This is a genomic window from Pedobacter hiemivivus (assembly GCF_005144565.1).
GTDB classification, from domain to species: Bacteria; Bacteroidota; Bacteroidia; order Sphingobacteriales; family Sphingobacteriaceae; genus Pedobacter; species Pedobacter hiemivivus.
The window spans coordinates 563,573-583,049 of the sequence record NZ_SWDX01000003.1 but is presented as its reverse complement, the minus strand read 5'-3'; the positions used below and the strand labels follow the sequence as shown (position 1 = coordinate 583,049).

17 protein-coding genes are annotated in these 19,477 nt (G+C 39.5%); 13 read left to right on the top strand and 4 right to left on the bottom strand.

Features of this window, described 5'->3' with window-relative positions:
- Positions 1 to 9: 9 nt before the first annotated feature.
- Complete coding sequence (locus tag FBD94_RS09620; protein WP_131610287.1) at positions 10 to 3,402, top strand: efflux RND transporter permease subunit; 3,393 nt, start codon at positions 10 to 12, stop codon at positions 3,400 to 3,402.
- A 147-nt stretch (positions 3,403 to 3,549) separates the two neighbouring features.
- Here the strand turns inward: FBD94_RS09620 and FBD94_RS09615 are convergent, their stop codons facing one another.
- A complete protein-coding gene (locus FBD94_RS09615; protein WP_136880048.1) occupies positions 3,550 to 4,689 on the bottom strand; it encodes a histidine decarboxylase in 1,140 nt (379 codons plus the stop codon).
- Between the two features lie 311 nt (positions 4,690 to 5,000).
- On the opposite strand from FBD94_RS09615, the gene FBD94_RS09610 reads away from it, so the two are divergent.
- The 9 genes from FBD94_RS09610 to FBD94_RS09570 all read left to right on the top strand — a co-directional run bounded on the left by FBD94_RS09610 (position 5,001) and on the right by FBD94_RS09570 (position 14,362).
- Positions 5,001 to 5,780, top strand: a complete 780-nt coding sequence (locus FBD94_RS09610; protein WP_136880047.1) for a DUF3050 domain-containing protein — start codon at positions 5,001 to 5,003, stop codon at positions 5,778 to 5,780.
- Positions 5,781 to 6,087: 307 nt separating this feature from the next.
- Positions 6,088 to 7,116 carry an AAA family ATPase gene (locus FBD94_RS09605; protein ID WP_136880046.1) on the top strand — a complete coding sequence of 343 codons (1,029 nt, stop codon included), beginning with the start codon at positions 6,088 to 6,090 and terminating at the stop codon, positions 7,114 to 7,116.
- A gap of 4 nt (positions 7,117 to 7,120) precedes the next feature.
- Positions 7,121 to 7,996, top strand: a complete 876-nt coding sequence (locus tag FBD94_RS09600; protein ID WP_169472267.1) for a DUF58 domain-containing protein — start codon at positions 7,121 to 7,123, stop codon at positions 7,994 to 7,996.
- 4 nt (positions 7,997 to 8,000) lie between these two features.
- Entirely contained in the window at positions 8,001 to 8,987 is a 987-nt protein-coding gene (locus FBD94_RS09595; protein WP_136880045.1) for a BatD family protein, read from the top strand.
- Positions 8,974 to 9,981: a vWA domain-containing protein gene (locus FBD94_RS09590; RefSeq protein WP_169472266.1), complete on the top strand. Its 1,008-nt coding sequence runs from the start codon at positions 8,974 to 8,976 to the stop codon at positions 9,979 to 9,981. The genes FBD94_RS09595 and FBD94_RS09590 overlap by 14 nt, the downstream gene beginning before the upstream one ends.
- Positions 9,982 to 9,985: 4 nt before the next feature.
- Complete coding sequence (locus FBD94_RS09585) at positions 9,986 to 11,020, top strand: vWA domain-containing protein (RefSeq protein ID WP_136880044.1); 1,035 nt, start codon at positions 9,986 to 9,988, stop codon at positions 11,018 to 11,020.
- A gap of 2 nt (positions 11,021 to 11,022) precedes the next feature.
- On the top strand, positions 11,023 to 11,763 hold the full coding sequence (locus FBD94_RS09580; RefSeq protein WP_136880043.1) for a tetratricopeptide repeat protein: 741 nt from the start codon (positions 11,023 to 11,025) through the stop codon (positions 11,761 to 11,763).
- Between the two features lie 21 nt (positions 11,764 to 11,784).
- On the top strand, positions 11,785 to 13,593 hold the full coding sequence (locus FBD94_RS09575) for a BatD family protein (protein ID WP_235884428.1): 1,809 nt from the start codon (positions 11,785 to 11,787) through the stop codon (positions 13,591 to 13,593).
- Entirely contained in the window at positions 13,571 to 14,362 is a 792-nt protein-coding gene (locus FBD94_RS09570) for an SH3 domain-containing protein (RefSeq protein ID WP_235884426.1), read from the top strand. Before FBD94_RS09575 ends, FBD94_RS09570 begins: the two co-directional genes overlap by 23 nt.
- Positions 14,363 to 14,367: 5 nt before the next feature.
- On the opposite strand, the gene FBD94_RS25925 is transcribed toward FBD94_RS09570, so the two are convergent.
- Positions 14,368 to 14,526 carry a hypothetical protein gene (locus FBD94_RS25925; protein ID WP_169472265.1) on the bottom strand — a complete coding sequence of 53 codons (159 nt, stop codon included), beginning with the start codon at positions 14,524 to 14,526 and terminating at the stop codon, positions 14,368 to 14,370.
- 9 nt (positions 14,527 to 14,535) lie between these two features.
- Positions 14,536 to 15,084 (bottom strand): DUF6934 family protein, encoded by a 549-nt coding sequence (locus FBD94_RS09565; protein WP_136880041.1) that lies wholly within the window; start codon positions 15,082 to 15,084, stop codon positions 14,536 to 14,538.
- 187 nt (positions 15,085 to 15,271) lie between these two features.
- Between FBD94_RS09565 and FBD94_RS09560 the strand changes: the two genes are divergently transcribed.
- On the top strand, positions 15,272 to 15,973 hold the full coding sequence (locus tag FBD94_RS09560; protein ID WP_136880040.1) for a DUF2461 domain-containing protein: 702 nt from the start codon (positions 15,272 to 15,274) through the stop codon (positions 15,971 to 15,973).
- Positions 15,974 to 15,987: 14 nt separating this feature from the next.
- Here the strand turns inward: FBD94_RS09560 and FBD94_RS09555 are convergent, their stop codons facing one another.
- A complete protein-coding gene (locus FBD94_RS09555) occupies positions 15,988 to 16,821 on the bottom strand; it encodes an NYN domain-containing protein (protein ID WP_136880039.1) in 834 nt (277 codons plus the stop codon).
- A gap of 357 nt (positions 16,822 to 17,178) precedes the next feature.
- Here FBD94_RS09555 and FBD94_RS09550 point away from each other — a divergent pair, with 357 nt between their 5' ends.
- Together FBD94_RS09550 and FBD94_RS09545 are read left to right on the top strand one after the other, a co-directional pair.
- A complete protein-coding gene (locus FBD94_RS09550) occupies positions 17,179 to 17,712 on the top strand; it encodes a gluconate 2-dehydrogenase subunit 3 family protein (RefSeq protein ID WP_235884424.1) in 534 nt (177 codons plus the stop codon).
- 35 nt (positions 17,713 to 17,747) lie between these two features.
- The gene (locus FBD94_RS09545) at positions 17,748 to 19,463 is read left to right on the top strand and encodes a GMC oxidoreductase (protein WP_136880038.1); all 1,716 of its coding nucleotides are present in this window, start codon (positions 17,748 to 17,750) and stop codon (positions 19,461 to 19,463) included.
- The last annotated feature ends 14 nt before the right edge of the window (positions 19,464 to 19,477 follow it).

Here is a 19,477-nt window from a genome sequence, read left to right as displayed (position 1 = left end):
TAATAGGATATGAAGGACGTTAATAAAGAGTTTGGACCGTCTAGTTGGGCGATAGATAACAGAACGGCTATATACGTATTTACGTGTTTGCTGATGATTGCTGGCTATTTTTCCTACCACAGTCTGCCAAAAGAGAATTTTCCGGAGGTTATTATTCCAAAGATATTTGTGCAAACAGTATATCCTGGTACTTCTCCTGCCAATATAGAGAACCTGGTGACTAAGCAGCTGGAAAAGGAAATTAGGGGGACACTGGGATTGAAAAAAATCACTTCCAATTCGTACCAGGATTTCTCCTTCATTACTGCCGAGTTTAATACAGGAGTAGATATAAAGGATGCCAAGCAGCGGGTAAAAGATGCGGTAGATAAGGCAAGGACAGATCTTCCATCTGATTTACCGGCTGATCCGGTGATCATGGATATCAACCTTTCTGATCTGCCAATTATGTATATCAATATTTCTGGTGATTATGACCTAAAGAAATTAAAGGAATATGCTGATGATATTCAGGATCGGGTTGAAGGCTTGAAAGAGATTGCCGGAGTGGATATTGTGGGGGCGCTGGAACCTGAGATACAGATCAATGTTGATTTACGGAAGATGGAAGCTGCACATATCTCATTCAATGATATTGCAATGGCGGTAAGTAAAGAGAATAAAACCATATCTGGGGGCTCCGTGAAGATGGACGGGATGCTGCGAACTTTAAATGTTAAAAAAGAGTTTAAGGATGCTGAAGAGATTGGTAATCTTATTGTTAAAACACCTTCTGGTGGTTCTGTTTATTTAAAGGATATTGCCGAGGTAAAGGACTCATTTAAGGAGCAAAATAGTTACGCCCGATTGTACGGGAAAAATGTAATTACCTTAAATGTGAGGAAGCGAAGTGGCGAAAACCTGATTGAGGCCTCGGATAAGATCAATGCACTATTGAAGGAGATGAAGGGGAAGGTGATTCCTGAGAAACTGAACATTACGATTACGGGAGATCAGAGTGATCAGACTCGGGTTACACTTCATGATCTGATCAATACCATCATTATTGGTTTTATTTTGGTAACACTGATTCTGATGTTTTTTATGGGGGTAACCAATGCGCTATTTGTAGCGATGTCTGTGCCGCTGTCTATGTTTATTGCCTTCCTTTTGATGCCAGTGTTGGGGGGCGTATTCGATTTTAATTTTACGATGAACATGATGGTCTTGTTCTCTTTCTTGCTGGGGCTGGGAATTGTGGTGGATGATGCAATTGTGGTGATAGAGAATACACACCGTATTTTTGACAATGGTAAAGTTCCTATTGTACACGCGGCTAAAGTAGCTACCGGGGAAGTGTTTTTACCGGTGTTGTCGGGTACTTTGACGACATTAGCACCTTTTTTTCCATTGTTGTTCTGGCCTGGGATTATTGGTGAGTTTATGTATTTCTTGCCGGTCACACTGATTGTTACTTTATCGGCTTCGTTGATTGTGGCTTATATCATTAACCCTGTCTTTGCGGTTGATTTTATGAAACCTCATCATGACGATGAAGGTCAGCGGCCTACTTTTAACAAGGCGGTTAAGCTCACGTTGTTGGTTTTTACAATTTTAGCGATACTTGGTTATTTGGCGAGTTTTTGGTTAGGTAATTTTGGGTTAGGCAATTTTGTGGTATTGCTGGCTTTGCTTTATTTACTGAATCATTTTGTACTGGTTCGAATGATCAAGAAATTCCAGACGGTAACCTGGCCTAAAGTTGTAAATGCTTACCATAGCTTATTGGTATGGGCTTTAAAACGTCCACGTACTATGATATGGAGTACTGTGGGCTTGTTTTTCTTTACCGTGATCCTGGTTGGCGTGGTGCCACCTAGAATTGTATTTTTCCCTGCTGCTGATCCTAATTTTGCATATGTCTACATTGAGTTACCGGTGGGTACTGATCAGGCTTATACCAGTAAGGTGGTGGAAAAGGTTGAAGCGCAGGTGACAAAGGTTGTAGGCCGCAATAACCCTGATGTTTCTTCTATCATTTCGAATGTTACGGTTGGGGTTACTGATCCGCAGGGTGAAGATCAGGGGGAGTATACGAATAAGGGTAAGGTAACGGTCGCTTTTGTGGCTTATGGTAAACGTAAGGGTGAGCGTACTATTAATTACCTGGATAAGATTCGCCAGGCCGTGAAAGGGATTCCCGGAGCAGAAATTACCGTTGCGCAAGAGCAGGGTGGTCCGCCAACAGCAAAACCGATCAGTATTGAAATTACTGGTGATGATTTGGATTCTATTGCGGTAACCGCCGATCAATTGAAGAAATTTTTGGATAACAAGCAGATTGCCGGTGTAGAGGAATTGAAAACCGATTTTCAGAACAATAAACCGGAGATCATTTTTAACATAAATAGGGAAAGAGCCAATCGAGAGGGGGTTTCAACGCAGGATATTGGTAATTCTTTAAGAGCTGCATTGTACGGATATGAGGTTTCAAAGTTTAGGGATGTAAATGATGATTATGAAATTAATGTACGTGCAAAGGAGGATCAAAGGAATAACCTGGAGGCCTTAAGGAATATGAAGATCACCTATCGCGATATGGGAATGAATGGGATCATCAGGCAGGTGCCAATATCTGCTTTTGCTGATGTAGATTATGTGAATACTTATGGTGGTATTAAGCGTAAACAACAAAAAAGGATCATTATTCTTTCTTCTAATGTATTGTCGGAGTATAATGCCAATGAGGTGGTCGCTAATATTCAAAGTGAGATCAACGAGTTTAAGGCACCTGATGGAGTTGTGATCAAGATGGCTGGTGAGCAGGAAGAGCAAATGGAGACGGCAGCATTTTTAGGTACGGCGATGATTAGTGCATTGTTTATCATTTTAATTATCCTGGTGTTGCAGTTCAATTCTATCAGTAAGCCTATTGTTATTTTAAGTGAGATCTTGTTTAGCGTAATTGGCGTTTTATTGGGGATCACTATCTTCCGTATGGAATTGTCTATCGTTATGACGGGTTTAGGAATTGTTGCGCTTGCTGGTATCGTGGTGCGTAACGGGATATTACTGGTTGAGTTTGCAGATTTGATGGTTAGTCAGGGTATGGAGGTGCGGGAGGCTGTTATTGAAGCTGGTCGGACCAGGATGACACCAGTATTGCTGACCGCAACGGCAACTATGCTTGGATTGGTGCCACTAGCTGTAGGGCTAAATATAGATTTTGTGACGATGTTTACTGAATTGCATCCGCACCTTTATTTTGGTGGCGATAACGTTGCATTCTGGGGCCCTTTATCGTGGACAATCATCTTTGGGTTAAGTTTTGCCACTTTCTTAACGTTGGTTTTGGTGCCGTGTATGTATTTGGTTGCTGATAAGAATTCGAAAAGGATAAAGTCGTTATTTGGAAAAAAATAACTTTTCTCCTCTAAGGCTGCATTACTTGTCGCTGAAGAAGCTCCAAGAACGCTGAGGCCTTTTCGGAGAAGATAATTTTTCCAACTAGGCGCTTTATTTAAGGCGCCTAATTTGTTTATGGTTGGTGGGCTGAAATATAAAATTTGGTTAAAGCGTTGGTATGGTTGCTTTTGAGGTGATGATTTCTTGTATCAGCTGATCAATTTGTGTTTTGGTGATATTGGGCATGCAGATGATGTGCGACCATCCGCCTTCGGCAGCGAGTTGCCATTTTTGTCTAATTTTTAAGTCGGGCTCCGGGAAGTTTACAGTAATGGCGTTTGTATTTCTCCAGGCTGGGATACCTATTTCTTTAAGTTTCTGTTCCGCGTAACTGGCTGTTTCGAGGCAATGTCTGGCACGGTCTTTTAAACCTGCTATGCCTAGTTTCTTTATGGTATACCACAGAAATAGGGGACTATGCCCATTTCTGGAGCCGGAAATGGTAGTGTCCATGCTGCCGATGTAAGCTACGGAACGTGCAATTCGATCTCTATTTGATTTTTTAGCTATGACTACGCCACATGGCATTGGAGATCCGATAAATTTGTGGCCACTTATGGCTATGCTATCGGCACCATCTGCGAAATCAAATGCCGGTCTAGGTTCTATTAAAGCACTATAACTGCCGGATAGGGCACCGTCGGCATGGATATAATAATGTTTGATGGCCAGTTTTTTTAGGATGAGTTTAATTTTACTAATGTCATCACGCGCTTCGGTCATAGTGGTGCCTATATTGGCCATAATGATCACAGGCATATGCCTGTTCATGCGGATGGTGTTTTCCAGATCTTCATAATCGATTTCTCCATTGTCCTGAGTGCTGATTACGATGTTGGACATGTTTAAGAGATGTAGATTCTTTTGTACGCTGTAGTGTGTAGCCTCAGAGTAGTATACCATCCCTTTAGGGTGAATTTCTCTGGCCAGGTATAGGCCGTAAAGGTTGCCTTCCGAACCACCGTTAGTTACATAGCCCCACCAGTCGTGTGATTCTGCTCTAAATAGCTCGGCAAAAAACTGAACCACCTCTTTTTCAATTTCACGTGAACCTACTGCATAAGTCGAAGGGACAAAAGGATCACCCAGATTATTCATTGGGTATTCCATAAAGGGCATTAGTTCGGTATAGTTAAAGTCTTTAGATACAGGATATCCCATGAAGTAATCGGTATTTGTCTTTACTTCTTCTAGTAATTTTTCAAGTATTTGGTTTTCGCTTGTTGATAAGGAATTTGTATGCATTGCTTGGTTGTTTTGTACTGCAAAAATACCTTTAATGAAATAAAGTTTTAATAATGTTTCTTGATTAAGAATATTATATTGTTTGTTTTGTTTAATTGAAATAATGATTTGAAGTGGTGGGATTAAAACTGTTTCGACTTTAAGAAAATTTTGCGTTTGCTTGGACGTTTAGCTGATTTTTAAAATTTGAGTTTGGGTGTACTTACTTTAGTTCATTTGTTTTTTGTCAAGAAAAACAATTTATTCCAGTTCGCGAAGAGTCAACCAAAATTTCCTTTTACATTTGCGGCCAATTATAAAACGGCAATGCAATGAACGGACCTCTGGAAAACATTCAAACATCAATAGCTTCATTAAGAGCAGAAATTATCAATCATAAGGTTTACGCCGTAATTGAAGATCTGGAAGATCTGAGGATCTTTATGGAATATCATGTTTATGCGGTTTGGGATTTTATGTCCTTGTTAAAGTCTTTGCAGATTAACCTTACCTGTACTCAGGTTCCCTGGTATCCTGTTGGCTCGGGTAATACGCGCGCTTTGATCAATGAAATCGTTGCTGGAGAAGAATCAGATGTAGATGCAAATGGGGATAAGAAAAGCCATTTTGAAATGTATCTTGATGCGATGCAGCAGTGTGGAGCTGATATTACTCAGATTAACAGGTTTACAGAAACTTTAAAAGCTACCGGTGATTTTGAAAAGGCTTATACGCATTCGGATACACCAGCTGAAGCCAGAAGTTTTGTGGATTACACTTTCAAAATCATTAATAGTGGCGAGGCCCATTTGCAGGCCAGTGCATTTACCTTCGGAAGGGAGGATTTAATTCCAAATATGTTCCTGACTATTGTAAATGACTTGAACACGAAATTCCCAGATCAGATTTCTCTATTTAAATATTATCTGGACAGACATATTGAAGTTGATGGCGATCATCATAGTCATCTTGCTTTGGCTATGACTTCAGAGCTTTGTGGCGATAACGAGTCGCATTGGAAAGCAGCTGAGGCAGCAACCATCGAATCCTTAAAAAAGCGCATTGAACTTTGGGACGGTGCCTACGAGGAAATCATGGCAGTGAAAGGTTAATGCAGTAGAGAGGTAACAAAATATCATTATAAAATTTTCAGGAATAAAGCAAGTACACAGGATCCTTGGTTTACTCCACAATTCCTGAGTTAAACTCAAGCCTGTGTTTGTGACCAGGAATTTTGGTTGCTCAGAGCGGACCTAGGATTCATTTTTTTCTTCCTAAAGAAGAAAAAACTTATTCCAGACCGTGGAGTTCAACCTAAATTCCCTTTTTTAACATATTTTAACATTATACCCCCATTAAACACTGTGAAAAAATTAACGTTTGTCGTAATTTTCGCAACGAATAAAAAAATGGGTATAAATGGAAGAAGTAACTAATATTACTGAGCATTCATCGTATGGAACTGATATCCGTGCACTGAATGAAATGATTCAAAAAGAAAGTGCATTTATCGATCTCCTTTTTATGGAAATGGATAAAGTAATTGTTGGGCAAAGGTATATGGTAGAGCGCCTGATGATCGGTTTGCTTGCCGATGGACACATCCTGTTGGAAGGTGTACCGGGACTGGCAAAAACATTGGCTATTAACACCCTGTCTAAAGCCATCGATGCAGGTTTCAGCAGAATTCAGTTTACACCAGATCTTTTACCGGCAGATTTGCTGGGAACAATGATCTACAACCAAAAGAAAGAAGAATTTATTGTTAGAAAAGGTCCATTGTTCTCTAACTTTATTTTGGCGGATGAGATTAATCGTGCACCGGCTAAAGTACAGAGTGCTTTATTGGAAGCGATGCAGGAGCGCCAGGTAACCATTGGCGATAATACTTTCCCATTGCCTAAGCCTTTTTTGGTACTTGCTACTCAAAACCCAATTGAGCAAGAGGGTACTTACCCGTTGCCAGAAGCGCAAGTAGACAGGTTTATGTTGAAGGTTGTGATTGGTTATCCTAAAAAGGAGGATGAGAAAAAGATCATGCGGGCAAATATTGCACCTCAAGGTATGCCTAAGGCTAATGTAGTGATTCACACAGATGATATTTTGAGAGCAAGAAAGGTGGTTAGAGAAGTGTATATGGACGAGAAAATCGAACAATACATTATCGATATCGTTTTTGCGACACGTTTCCCTGCTGATTATAAATTGGCTGATTATAAGAATCTGATTAGTTTTGGTGCTTCGCCTCGTGCAAGTATCAATCTTGCCTTAGCTGCTAAAGCGTATGCTTTTATTAAAAGAAGAGGTTATGTAATCCCTGAAGATGTTAGGGCTGTTTGTCATGATGTATTGAGACATCGTATTGGGCTTACTTATGAGGCTGAAGCCGAAGATATCAATACGGAGACCATCATCACTGGAATACTAAATGCAGTAGAAGTTCCTTAGTATTATGGATACCAAAGACCTCTTAAAAAAAGTAAGGAAGATTGAGATCAAAACTCGTGGTTTAAGCAACCAGATCTTCTCAGGCGAATACCAATCGGCATTTAAAGGTCGTGGTATGGCCTTTAGCGAGGTGCGAGAATACCAGGTGGGAGATGAGATTCGTACCATCGACTGGAATGTAACTGCCCGTTTTAATCATCCTTATGTGAAGGTATTTGATGAAGAACGGGAAATGACAGTGATGTTGCTGGTGGATGTGAGTGGATCTAAGAATTTTGGAACACAGGTTCAGTTGAAGCAAGAATTGGCGACGGAACTATGCGCTGTACTTTCTTTTTCGGCCATACAGAATAATGATAAAGTTGGTGTGCTCTTTTTTAGCGATAAGGTAGAGAAATTTATCCCGCCAAAAAAAGGTCGAAGTCACATTCTGATGATCATTAGGGAGCTGATAGATTTTAAACCACAAAATAAGGGTACCAATGTGGCCGAAGGCTTAAGGTATTTTACCAGCGCTATCAAAAAAAGGTGTACTGCTTTTCTGATCTCAGATTTTATGAGCGGCCCTTTTGAAAATGAACTTAAAATTGCCAATCGTAAACATGACCTGGTTGCTTTAAGGTTATATGATATTCATGAAGAAGAGTTCCCTGATTTGGGATTGATTCCGGTGAAGGATGAAGAAAGTGGAGAAATTGAATGGATCAACACCAGTAGTAAGCAGGTACGTAATTCATTTAAGGCTGCGGCTTTGGAAAGGAATGGAAAGTTGGAAGATATGTTCAGAAAATCAGGGGTAGACTTTACCAAAATCGGGACGCATCAATCCTATATCAAGCCATTAATGACATTGTTTAAGAAAAGAGAAGCCAGAAGATAAGGGTATGAGACAATATTTTAATTTTAGCTGGTGCTTAATGCTGGCCTTAGCTGGTTTTACTTATTCGGCAAAAGCGCAGGACATTAGGGTTGAGGCTAAGCTAGACAAGACCACAATAGTGTTAGGAGATCAGACCAGATTACATTTGATTGTTCATTTGCCAGTTAATGGGCAGGTGGATTTTCCGGTGCTGGCAGATACCATTTCATCTAAAGTACAAATTGTTGAAATGGGTAAGACTGATACCATTGCCGATCAAAATAATCCAGGTGTAAAAACCATTAGCAGGCAATATACCATTACCTCTTTTGATGCAGGCTTACATATGATTCCTGCTTATACATTTGGTAGTAAGTCGGGAAATTTTAATACAGCTGCACTCCCCTTGGAGGTATTGGCTGTAAAGGTAGACACTACGAAGGCCATATATGATATTAAGGAACCTTTGGCGGTGTCTTATTCTTTTATGGACTGGCTTAGGGATAACTGGAAACTGGTGTTATTTGTGGCATTAGGGATCTTAGTAGTCGTTGGACTGATCTGGTACTTCATTAAAAAACGCAGAAATAAGCCTGCTAAAGTTGAAGCTCCTAAACCAATTGTTCCTTTGCATACCATCGCTTTAGACAAGCTGAATGCTTTGAAAAGCGAGAAATTATGGGAACAGGGTCAGATTAAACAGTACCATAGCGAGCTGACAGACATCATTAGGGAGTATTTGGAGAAAAGGTATGAAATCAATGCCTTGGAGCAAACATCTGAAGAGATCTTCGCCGGATTGCGCCATCTTGATATTTCGGAACAAAATACAAATAAGCTAAGGCAGATGTTGCTGCTTGCTGATTTGGTGAAGTTTGCCAAGGCAACACCATTGAACACAGATAATGAACAAAGTATGGAGAATGCAATCAGTTTTGTAATGAATACCAAAGCCGTTGTTGCTCCATTGACTGAAAATAAAGTACAAAATAAAGATAATGAATCTGTTTAGCGGAATTGAATTTGCCAATAAGGGCTTTTTCTGGCTCCTGATTATCATTCCTTTAATGATTGGTTGGTACATCTGGAGAAATAACAAACTTCAGGGGAGCCTGCGGATGTCAGCTTTAAAGGGTTTTTCATCCGGTAAAAAGAAGCGTAGTTATACTATTTTAAGGCATTACGGTATTGTTTTAAGGGTATTGGCATTGATCGCTTTGATTATTGCATTGGCAAGGCCTCAATCGGCTTTTAGTTGGCAAAACTCGACAACTGAGGGGATTGATATTGTAATTGCTACAGATATTTCTGGTAGTATGCTTGCGGAAGATTTGAAACCGAACCGCTTGGAAGCCGGTAAAAATATTGCGATAGACTTTATCAAAGACCGTCCGGAAGATCGAATAGGTTTGGTTATTTTTAGTGGAGAGAGCTTTACGCAGTGTCCACTTACTATTGATCATGATGTGTTGATTAATTTGTTTAAGGACGTTAACAATGGAATGATTGAGGATGGAACTGCGATTGGAATGGGACTGGCAACAGCAGTGAACCGCTTAAAAGAGAGTGAAGCCAAGAGTAAGGTTGTGATTTTGTTGACGGATGGATCGAATACTACAGGTTCTATTCCGCCAATGACTGCTGCCGAAATTGCTAAACAAATGAAGGTAAGGGTTTATACTGTTGGTGTGGGTACAAAAGGCTATGCGCCATATCCGGTAAAAACACCATTCGGGGTCGAGTATCAACAGGTTCCGGTTACCATTGATGAGGATGTATTGACTAAGATTGCTAACACTACTGGTGGAAAGTATTTCCGTGCTACTAATAATGAAAAACTAAAGCAGATTTATCAGCAAATAGATCAATTGGAAAAGGCAAAGATTGCGGTTACGCAATATCATAAAAAGACAGAGCGCTTTTTGCCTTTTGCTTTAATCGCATTGGTGTTGTTGCTGGCTGAGTTTTTATTGAGAAATACAATTTTTAAAGGAGCTTTAACTTAAACAGATGCTACGTTTTGAACATATAGAATTTTTATGGGGCTTAGCAGCCGTTCCACTATTCATCCTGATCTTTTTATGGGTGCGTAGATGGAAAAGAAAAGCTTTATTGGCTTTTGGTGATCCACATACGGTAAGAAGGATGATGCCTGAGGTTTCGTTGAGTAGACCGGGTTTAAAGTTTGTATTGTACACATTGGCTTATGCTTCTTTGGTGGTCGGTATTGCCAATCCTCAGATAGGAACTAAAATGGAAGAGGCGAAAAAGGATGGTGCAGATTTGATGATTTTGTTGGATGTTTCGAACAGTATGTTGGCGGGTGATTTGGCCCCTAATAGACTGGAGAACGCCAAGCGTGCCATTTCGCAGTTGATTGATAATTTACATAACGATCGAATAGGGATTATCATTTTTGCTGGCGAGGCTTATGTTCAGTTGCCTATAACAACGGATTACTCTGCGGCTAAGTTGTTCTTGAATAACATTACTACTGATATTGTGCCAACACAGGGTACTGCGATTGGTGCTGCGATTGATATGGGGATGAAATCCTTTAATTTCGTGAATGGTACCAGTAAGGCGATGATTTTAATGACGGATGGTGAAAACCATGAGGATGATGCAGTTTCGGCAGCTAAAAGTGCGAGCGCGAAGGATGTAGCCATACATGTGATTGGTGTGGGATCAGCTGAGGGGGCACCCGTGCCTATTTACAAGAATGGCAGACCGGTAGGTTTTCATACTGATGAGACTGGAAAAACGGTGGTGACGAAGTTGAACGAGGCGATGTGTAAGGAGATTTCGGAAGCCGGGAATGGTGTGTATGTGAGGGCTAGCAATGCCAATAGTGGTTTAAACATCGTGATGGATCAGGTAAATAAAATGGAAAAGAAAACGTACGACAGTAAGTCATTTAAAAACTATGAAGATAGGTTCCAGTTTTTCCTTGGATTATCTGTTTTGCTGTTGTTGCTAGAGTTTTTAATCTCCAACCGTAGAAACTTGAAATTAACTGAGTTGAATTTGTTTGAAGTGAGGTAGTTATGAAGCAATTGATCATTATTATATATATTGTATTACAAGGAGCTGTAGTTTTTGCACAGAAGGAGAAGAAATACATCCACAACGGCAATAAGTTATATCAGCAACAAAAATATGCAGAAGCTGAGGCAAGCTACCGGCAGTCGGTAGAGAAAACAAAGGAATCTGTAGCTGGTAATTTTAATTTGGGCGATGCTTTGTACAAGCAGAAGAAATTTGAGAATGCTGCACAAAAATTTACGGAGATTGCATCCTCATCAGAAAACAAAGCGGTAAAGGCGCAAGCTTACCATAATTTGGGTAATTCTTTGTTGGAAAATAAAAAGCTGGAAGAGAGTATTGAGGCCTATAAAAAATCTTTGATCAATAATCCTAAAGATGATCAGACGCGGTATAATCTGGCTTATGCTCAGGAAAAATTGAAGCAGCAACAGCAGCAGGATAAGAACAATAAGGATAAAAATAAAGACAAGAAAGATCAGGATAAGAAGGACAAGGATAAGCAGAATAAGGATAAGAAAGATCAGGATAAAAAGGACCAGGATAAAGATCAAAAAGACAAAGACAAGAAGGATCAGGACAAAAAAGATCAGCAGGGGCAACAGCCACAGCCAGATAAGTTGTCTAAAGAGGACGCTGAAAGGATGTTGGAGGCCTTGAAAAATGAAGAGAAAAATACCCAGGATAAGTTGAAAAACAAAAAAGCAAAAGGGGTAAAGGGACGTATTGTTAAAGACTGGTAAAAGGGGTATTATATAATGAAAATGAGATATTATTTATTGTCGGTATTGCTTTTATGGTCGACCATTGGTTTAGGCCAGATAAAGGTTACTGCATCAGTAAGTTCTAATCAGGTGGCAACTGGTGAGCAGTTTGAGATTACTTTTTCAACTACTGGAAATCCGGAATCATTTGATCCACCTGCATTTAACGGGTTTGAGGTAGTTGGTGGGCCTAATCAATCGTCCAGTTTCAGTTCTGTCAATGGAACTACAACGGCAAGCATTTCTGTAAGCTATGTGCTGATTGGAGTTAAAGAAGGGGAGTATGCTATTGGGCCAGCAAGTATGGTGGTCAATGGTAAGGCCTATAAATCTAACGGCGTAAAAATAAAGGTAACAAAGGGAAGAGCTGTTCTTCAGCAGTCGGGACAATCGGCTCAAGGAGGTCAGAGGGGCGCAGTGCCTACTGGCAATTCTGCTGACCTTTCGAAGCGGTTGTTTTTGAGAGCAATCGCCAGTAAAACGAATGTTTACCAGGGCGAGCAAATTGCGGTTACTTATAAGCTATATGCGAATATCGCCATTGTTGGCAATGAGCCTGAGAAATTACCAGATTTCAACGGATTTTGGAGTCAGGAGATTAAAAATGGCAGTCAGAGTGTGGAATGGAAAGAGGAAGTTTACAACGGGACCAGATATCATGTCGGAGTACTAAAAGAGATTATTTTATTCCCAGAACGTTTTGGAAAGCTAACGCTTGATCCTTTGATTATGAATTTTGTGGTGCGTAAAAATGTGCCATCCAATGATCCTATTGAGCAATTTTTTGGTGGTGGTTCTTATGAGGATGTGAAGTATAAAGTGAAAAGTGCACCTGTAACCATTAATGTAAAAGCCCTGCCTGATGCTGGTAAGCCTGAGGGTTTTGAAGGTGCTGTAGGTACTTTTGCAATTGGTGCTGCGATTGATAAATCATCGGTTAAAGCAAATGAAGCGGTTAATTATACACTCAAAATAACGGGCTCTGGTAATTTGAAGCTCTTGAAAGCACCTACTGTGAATTTTCCTGCAGATCTGGAGAAGTATGATCCGAAAATCACAGATCATCTAACTGAAAGCTTGAATGGTGTTTCTGGAAGCAGGGAGTTCAGTTATTTGCTTATTCCAAGACATGAAGGGAATTATACTATTGAACCTTTAAAATTCTCCTATTTTAATCCTGCTACCCAAAAGTATGTGACCTTAACTGCGGGACCTTTTAATTTAAAAGTCGCTAAAGGTGCTCCGGGGTCGAATGTTACAGCTTATGCTTCGGGTAACCAGAAGGACATTAAAATGTTGGCAAAAGATATCGCTTACATTAAAACGAGTACATCAGGTTTACATAAAAAGGGTAGTTCTTTTTACGGATCGGCAACTTACTACAGTTTACTTTGTTTAGGTCCTTTGCTGTTTATTGGTGCCTTGGCTTATCGTAAACGATACAGAGATAATAACAGAGATCAGGTGAAGGTAAAGGGTAGAAATGCCAATAAAATTGCGGCTAAACATTTGGCGAGTGCAAAGAAACAATTGCTGGCTGGAGATAAAAAGTTATTTTATCAAGATGTTTATAAAGGACTATACCAATACCTGAGTGATAAGTTTAATATTCCTGCTGCGGAATTGAATAAGGATAATATCAGTGAGCAGCTAAATGTGGCTGGCATCGCAATGCCATTAATCAGTCAACTCACAGAGACACTGGATTTGTGCGAAATGGCACGGTATGCTCCTGTCTCCGGAATTTCAGATCAGGAAGTATTTGATAAAGCTAAAAGTATCATTAATGACATTGAAGAGCATGGGTAACCTTTTGAAATATAGTTTGTATGTATGGCTATTACTGTTGGCCATCCCATTTTGCGTAACAGCAAAGGAGATCAATGCTGAGACATTTCTCCAGCAGGGGAATGAGGCTTATGCAAGGAATCGTTTTGAGGATGCTGCGGCGGCTTATAAGCAGGTATTGGATGCGGGCTATGAATCTGCGTCAGTTTATTTTAACCTGGGGAATGCGCAATATAAGTTGGCCGAAATGCCTGCTGCAATTTTAAACTATGAAAAGGCATTGAAGTTGGCACCTGGTGACGCAGATATTAAGCTGAACTTACAGTTGGCAAACCTTAAAATAACGGATAGAATCGAAGAGATACCTGAGTTTTTTCTGAGCAAATGGTGGAAAGGATTTATCTTATTCTTTTCTCTAAGTACCTTATCTGTATTTACAATTGTGTGCTTTATTGCAGGCTTTATTTTGCTGATCGCTTATCTGTTTTTGATTTCCGTTTGGCCGAAAAAGATGGCCTTTTATACTGGGATAACTGTGCTTTCCTTAGGCTTGATCTTTCGAGTGATGTCTAGTGTACAATCAGATTACCTGGATGGCAATCCGCAGGGGATCGTTTTTAGTGGCGCTGTTGATGTAAAAAGCGGTCCTGATGGACAGCAGAAAACATTGTTTGTGATCCATGAAGGTACAAAAGTGAGTATTTTGGAACGGAATAATAATTGGGCAAAGGTCGTGTTGGCCAATGGCAACGGGGGATGGATAAAATTGATGGATATTAAGGAAATATAAGCTCCTTAAAAGGGGCTTACCTTGATTGATTTAATATAATTACGCGCTTCCTCAATCTTTTCCGGGAATAAAATACGATCCTTTAATCGATCTGCTATTAAAGATAAGAATGCACTGTCAGACATTTTTATCAGGTTACCAGTATTCTTTTTCTTGGTTCTCATAATACAAATTTAAACATTATTTTTTGTAACGAAGATGGAGTCATATTTTTTGTTCTGGATATACTCTTCCATAATAGTCTCATCATCAGTGTTTTTTTTGCCGCCGTAAAAGGTGAAGTCATTTTGTAATGCATCATAATTCTTGTTAATATATCCTCTATAAACATTTATTCTCCGATGTGATTTTTTACAAAAATCAATGCAGGTTCGTCTACAATCCATTTTGCATTTATCAATAAATTTTTTTGAGCTGTCGCTCCCCTGTACAAACATTATTGAGCCAGGAAAAGAGTCAAAAAATAGAGGGATAGTGCTGAGAACGGTATTGAATACTTTATAAACATCTCCATTTTCGGTACTAACATCATCACATATTTGATCCGTAATGGTATCATAATCTCCAAAAGCTAAATTGTAAACTAGTTTTCCTTCAAAATCTGCCAAGCATGTATAACTTATTGCCTTAACTATGTTGCTGTTCCCATTACTAGTAAAATAATATTTTACACCAGTTTCTGTTTTTTGACCTTTTATAACGAGATAATGAGGACTTGCCATTGATGACTTAAGCTTTTTTGTAAATTTATGAAGATCATAAATGTGATGCCTCGGTTATTTCTAATTTGGTGGAAAACGCCGTTTAATTGAGTTAAACTAATATAAAGTTTGGTCGGATAGAGTCGACAGGATACTATACAAAATGAAATAATGTTTAGTTTTTAACAGTTTGTATATTTGAGCTTATATGGCACCATCACATACAAAACAAACGCAGTTATTCCCATCAAACTTTGCTTTTTTAAATAAGCTAAAAAATCATAATGACAGGGATTGGTTCAATGCCAATAAAGAGGAGTTTCAAGATAAACAGCAAATGGTAACAGCTTTTGCAGATGCATTATTACAAGAGCTCAATACGCACGATGTGATAGAAACTCCTTCGGGTGCAAAAAGTGTGTATCGCATTTATAGGGATACCCGTTTCTCTAAAGACAAGACACCTTATAAGACGTATTGGAGTGGAAGCTTTAAGCGGGCGACCAAATACCGTAGGGGTGGTTATTACTTTCATATCGAACCGGGCAATAGTTTTATTGGTGGTGGGTTTTGGGGACCAAATGCTGATGATCTGAAGCTGATTCGAGAAGATATTTCATTTGATTCGGCGCCTATGAGAAAAATCTTAAATAGCGAGTCATTTATTTCATCTTTTGAAAAATTAAAAGGAGAGCAACTAAAGACTACGCCTAAAGGTTTCGATGCAAATTCTGAGGCTATAGATCTTTTACGGTATAAGCAGTTTCTGCTGATCCGAAAGTTTTCTGATGAAGCTGTTTTAAGTTCAGGCTTTCTAAAAGAAGCAAGCCAGACCTTTAAAGATATGCGCCCATTTTTGGACTATATGAGTGAAGTACTGACTACTGATATCAACGGATTGAGCATATAATACTATCAGCCAGTCTACGGCTTTGTTACTTTGCTTACTTTTCTCTTACGGTTGGTCTTTTTAATGGCAGGTGCGGGTGCTGGCTGAGTGAGTTTTCTGATATAGATGTGCTTAACATTTGCTTTCCCACTTTCTCTTTCATCCACTTCAAAGCCGTTGGTGCTTTTTATTAAAGGTAGCAATTTAGAAAAGCCATAATTTCTAGAGTCAAAATCCGGTTTTTTCTTCATCATCAGATTGCCAAAATCTCCAAGATAAGCCCACCCATCTTCATCTGCCAGGTCAGTAATACTATCTGCGAAGAGTCTAATAATTCCGGGGTCAACTTTGCTCAAAGGCTGCATTTCGGGAGTTTTAGTACTTGTAGTAGTTTGGATTGTACTGTTGTCTTCCGCAGGCAGTTGTTTTGGTTTTAGAATTTCTATATAGATGAATTTATCACAAGCCGTGATAAAAGGAGTTAGTGTTTTCTTTTCACCAATACCAATTACCTTCATGCCAGCTTCTCGAAGTCTTGTTGCTAATCTGGTGAAATCACTGTCGCTAGAGACAATGCAGAAGCCGTCAACTTTACCAGTATAAAGGATATCCATGGCATCGATGATCAGCGCACTATCGCTAGCATTTTTACCACTGGAGTAGCTGTATTGTTGAATGGGAGTGATGGCATTCTCTAGTAGTACCTTTTTCCATCCCGAAACAGTCGGTTTGGTCCAATCAGCATAGATTCTTTTAAAGGTTGGGGTGCCATATTTGGCTATTTCCTCAAACATTTCCTTGACGTTGGCATAAGGTACATTGTCTGCATCGATCAGTACTGCGAGTTTCAGATCTTTCTCGTTTTTCATAAGCCTTGTGCTGGTGATTTTATTAAAGATAAGCAAACATAAACAGAAAAATATTAGTTCCTCTAAATCCGGATATCGGATTTAATAAAGGCTACAATACTTCGGGTGTATGGCTAGCGACAAATTGATTCTTTAAAGCTTCCTGAAGGGATAGCTCAAATCATTCGTATTTCAGTACGCCTTTAACTTCTACTTTTCCTTTCAATAAAAAAGAGTGGAGGCTTTATAATGGGTGGAAATCCAGAGGGGTAAGTACGAATAAAATGTCTATTTTCGATATTCCGAAATCAATTTGTCAGTATGATGGAAAACCACAAGTATGCGAGTAAACTATTTGAGAACCTATATATAACCAAAATGAACCAACTAATTCCTAGAAGGACTGCTATACGAAACCTTTTAATCATTGCCGGAGGCGCAATGGTCTTACCTGCTTGTTATAGCAAGTCGGGAAAACCGACAATACAACTAAATAATTTGAGCTTAACGGAAGAGGATGAGTTGTTTCTTGAAACACTTTGTGAAACACTTGTGCCTGAAACTGACAGTCCGGGCGGTAAAAGTCTCAAATTGCATTTGTTTGTAATGAAAATGGTGGATGACTGTTACAAAACGGAGGATCAGCAAATGTTTATCAAAGGCCTGAGGGAATTCGATGATTTTGTAAAAGAAAAAGTTAGTAAATCTTTTGTAAAAGCTTCAATTCCTGAGCGTGAGGAGTTGTTAAAAAGCATCCAGCAGGATAAAGAAAAGAACAATGCAATTTATAAATTTTATGAGATCACCAAAAGTAAAACCATTCAGGGGTATTTAAACTCAGAATATGTGATGACAAATCTGGTTAAGTATGAACTTGTACCAGGTCGTTATAATGGTTATTTTCCGGCATAATTGGTAATTAAGATTTTTTTGTAAAGAATAGAAATATGGCGAATATCGCAATAGACAGCATAAAAGAAAGAACATTTGATGCTATAGTTATCGGTTCTGGTATTAGTGGAGGCTGGGCCGCTAAAGAGTTTACTGAAAAAGGTTTAAAGACATTGGTTTTGGAGCGGGGTAGAAATGTGGAGCACATCAAAGATTACCCCACCACTAATAAGTTTCCCTATGAGTTTGAGCATCGCAACGAAATGCCGCTTAAAGATAGGGAAGCGAACCCTATCGCCAACCGCTGTTATGCCTATCATGAAGATTCACAACATTTTTTTGTAAAAGATAAGGAGCACCCATATGTGGAGGAAAAGCCTTTCGACTGGATTCGTGGTTACCAGGTAGGGGGCAAGTCGTTACTTTGGGCAAGACAAACCCAGCGTTGGAGCGACTTTGATTTTGAAGGACCTGCACGCGATGGTTTCAGTGTTGATTGGCCAATCCGGTATAAAGATATCGCATCCTGGTATACCTATGTAGAACGTTTTGCCGGTATTTCAGGGAATAAAGATGGATTAGCAGAATTACCTGATGGTGATTTTTTACCTGCATTTCCACTGAATGCTGCAGAAAACCATTTTAAGGAAGTGATTAAGGGAAAATACGCCAATAGGCATGTAATTAGTGCGCGATGTGCACATTTGTCTAAACCCAATCAAATTCATTTTGATCAAGGACGAGGGCAATGTCAAAATCGTATCCTTTGTCACCGTGGTTGCCCATTTGGCGGCTATTTTAGTAGCAATGCTTCTACATTGCCTTGGGCTCAAAAGACAGGAAACTTAACATTGAGGCCATTATCGGTAGTCCATTCGATTATTTATGATTCAAAAAAGGGCAAAGCAACAGGGGTAAAAGTGATTGATACAACCACCAAAGAGGAAATTGATTTTTACGCCGATGTAATATTTGTGAATGCTTCAGCCATAAATACCAACCTCATTTTGCTGAATTCAGTTTCTGATCGTTTTGAGAATGGTTTGGGGAATGATTCTGGATTGCTGGGTAAATACGTGGCTTTTCATAATTATACCGCAGTAATTACTGCTGAATTTGATGGTGAACTTGAATACAAGACCGACGGGCGTAATCCCGCTGGTGGGGGTTACATCCCGCGTTTTAGAAATGTGCATCAGCAGGAAACTGACTTTTTAAGGGGATATGCTGCTGCTTTTAGCGCAAGACGTAAGGAATGGAACGATACGGATGGTGTTGGGGAAGATCTGAAAAAGCACCTGTTAAAAAAGGAGATGGGGCCCTGGAAAGTCGGCTCACATATGATGGGAGAAACAATTCCAAAAGAGAGTAATTATGTAAAACTCGATTCCAGTTTAAAGGATGCCTGGGGCGTTCCTCAACTGCGTATATCAATTGATTATGATGATAATGATCGCAAAATGAGAGCAGATTATTTTGAGCAGATGAAGGATATGTACGAATCAGCAGGTTTTACAAATATTGAAACCCGTATTGACGACAGAAGGCCAGGTAATGATATTCATGAGATGGGTGGTGTGCGTATGGGGAAGGATCCAAAGACATCACTCTTAAATGAATGGAATCAATTGCACAGCTGTAAAAATGTATTTGTGACCGATGGAGCCTGCATGACATCTACCGGTACACAAAACCCATCTTTAACTTATATGGCTTTAACAGCACGGGCTTGCGATTATGCCGTAACCCAATTAAAAAAAGGTAATATTTAATTATTTGGTTGATA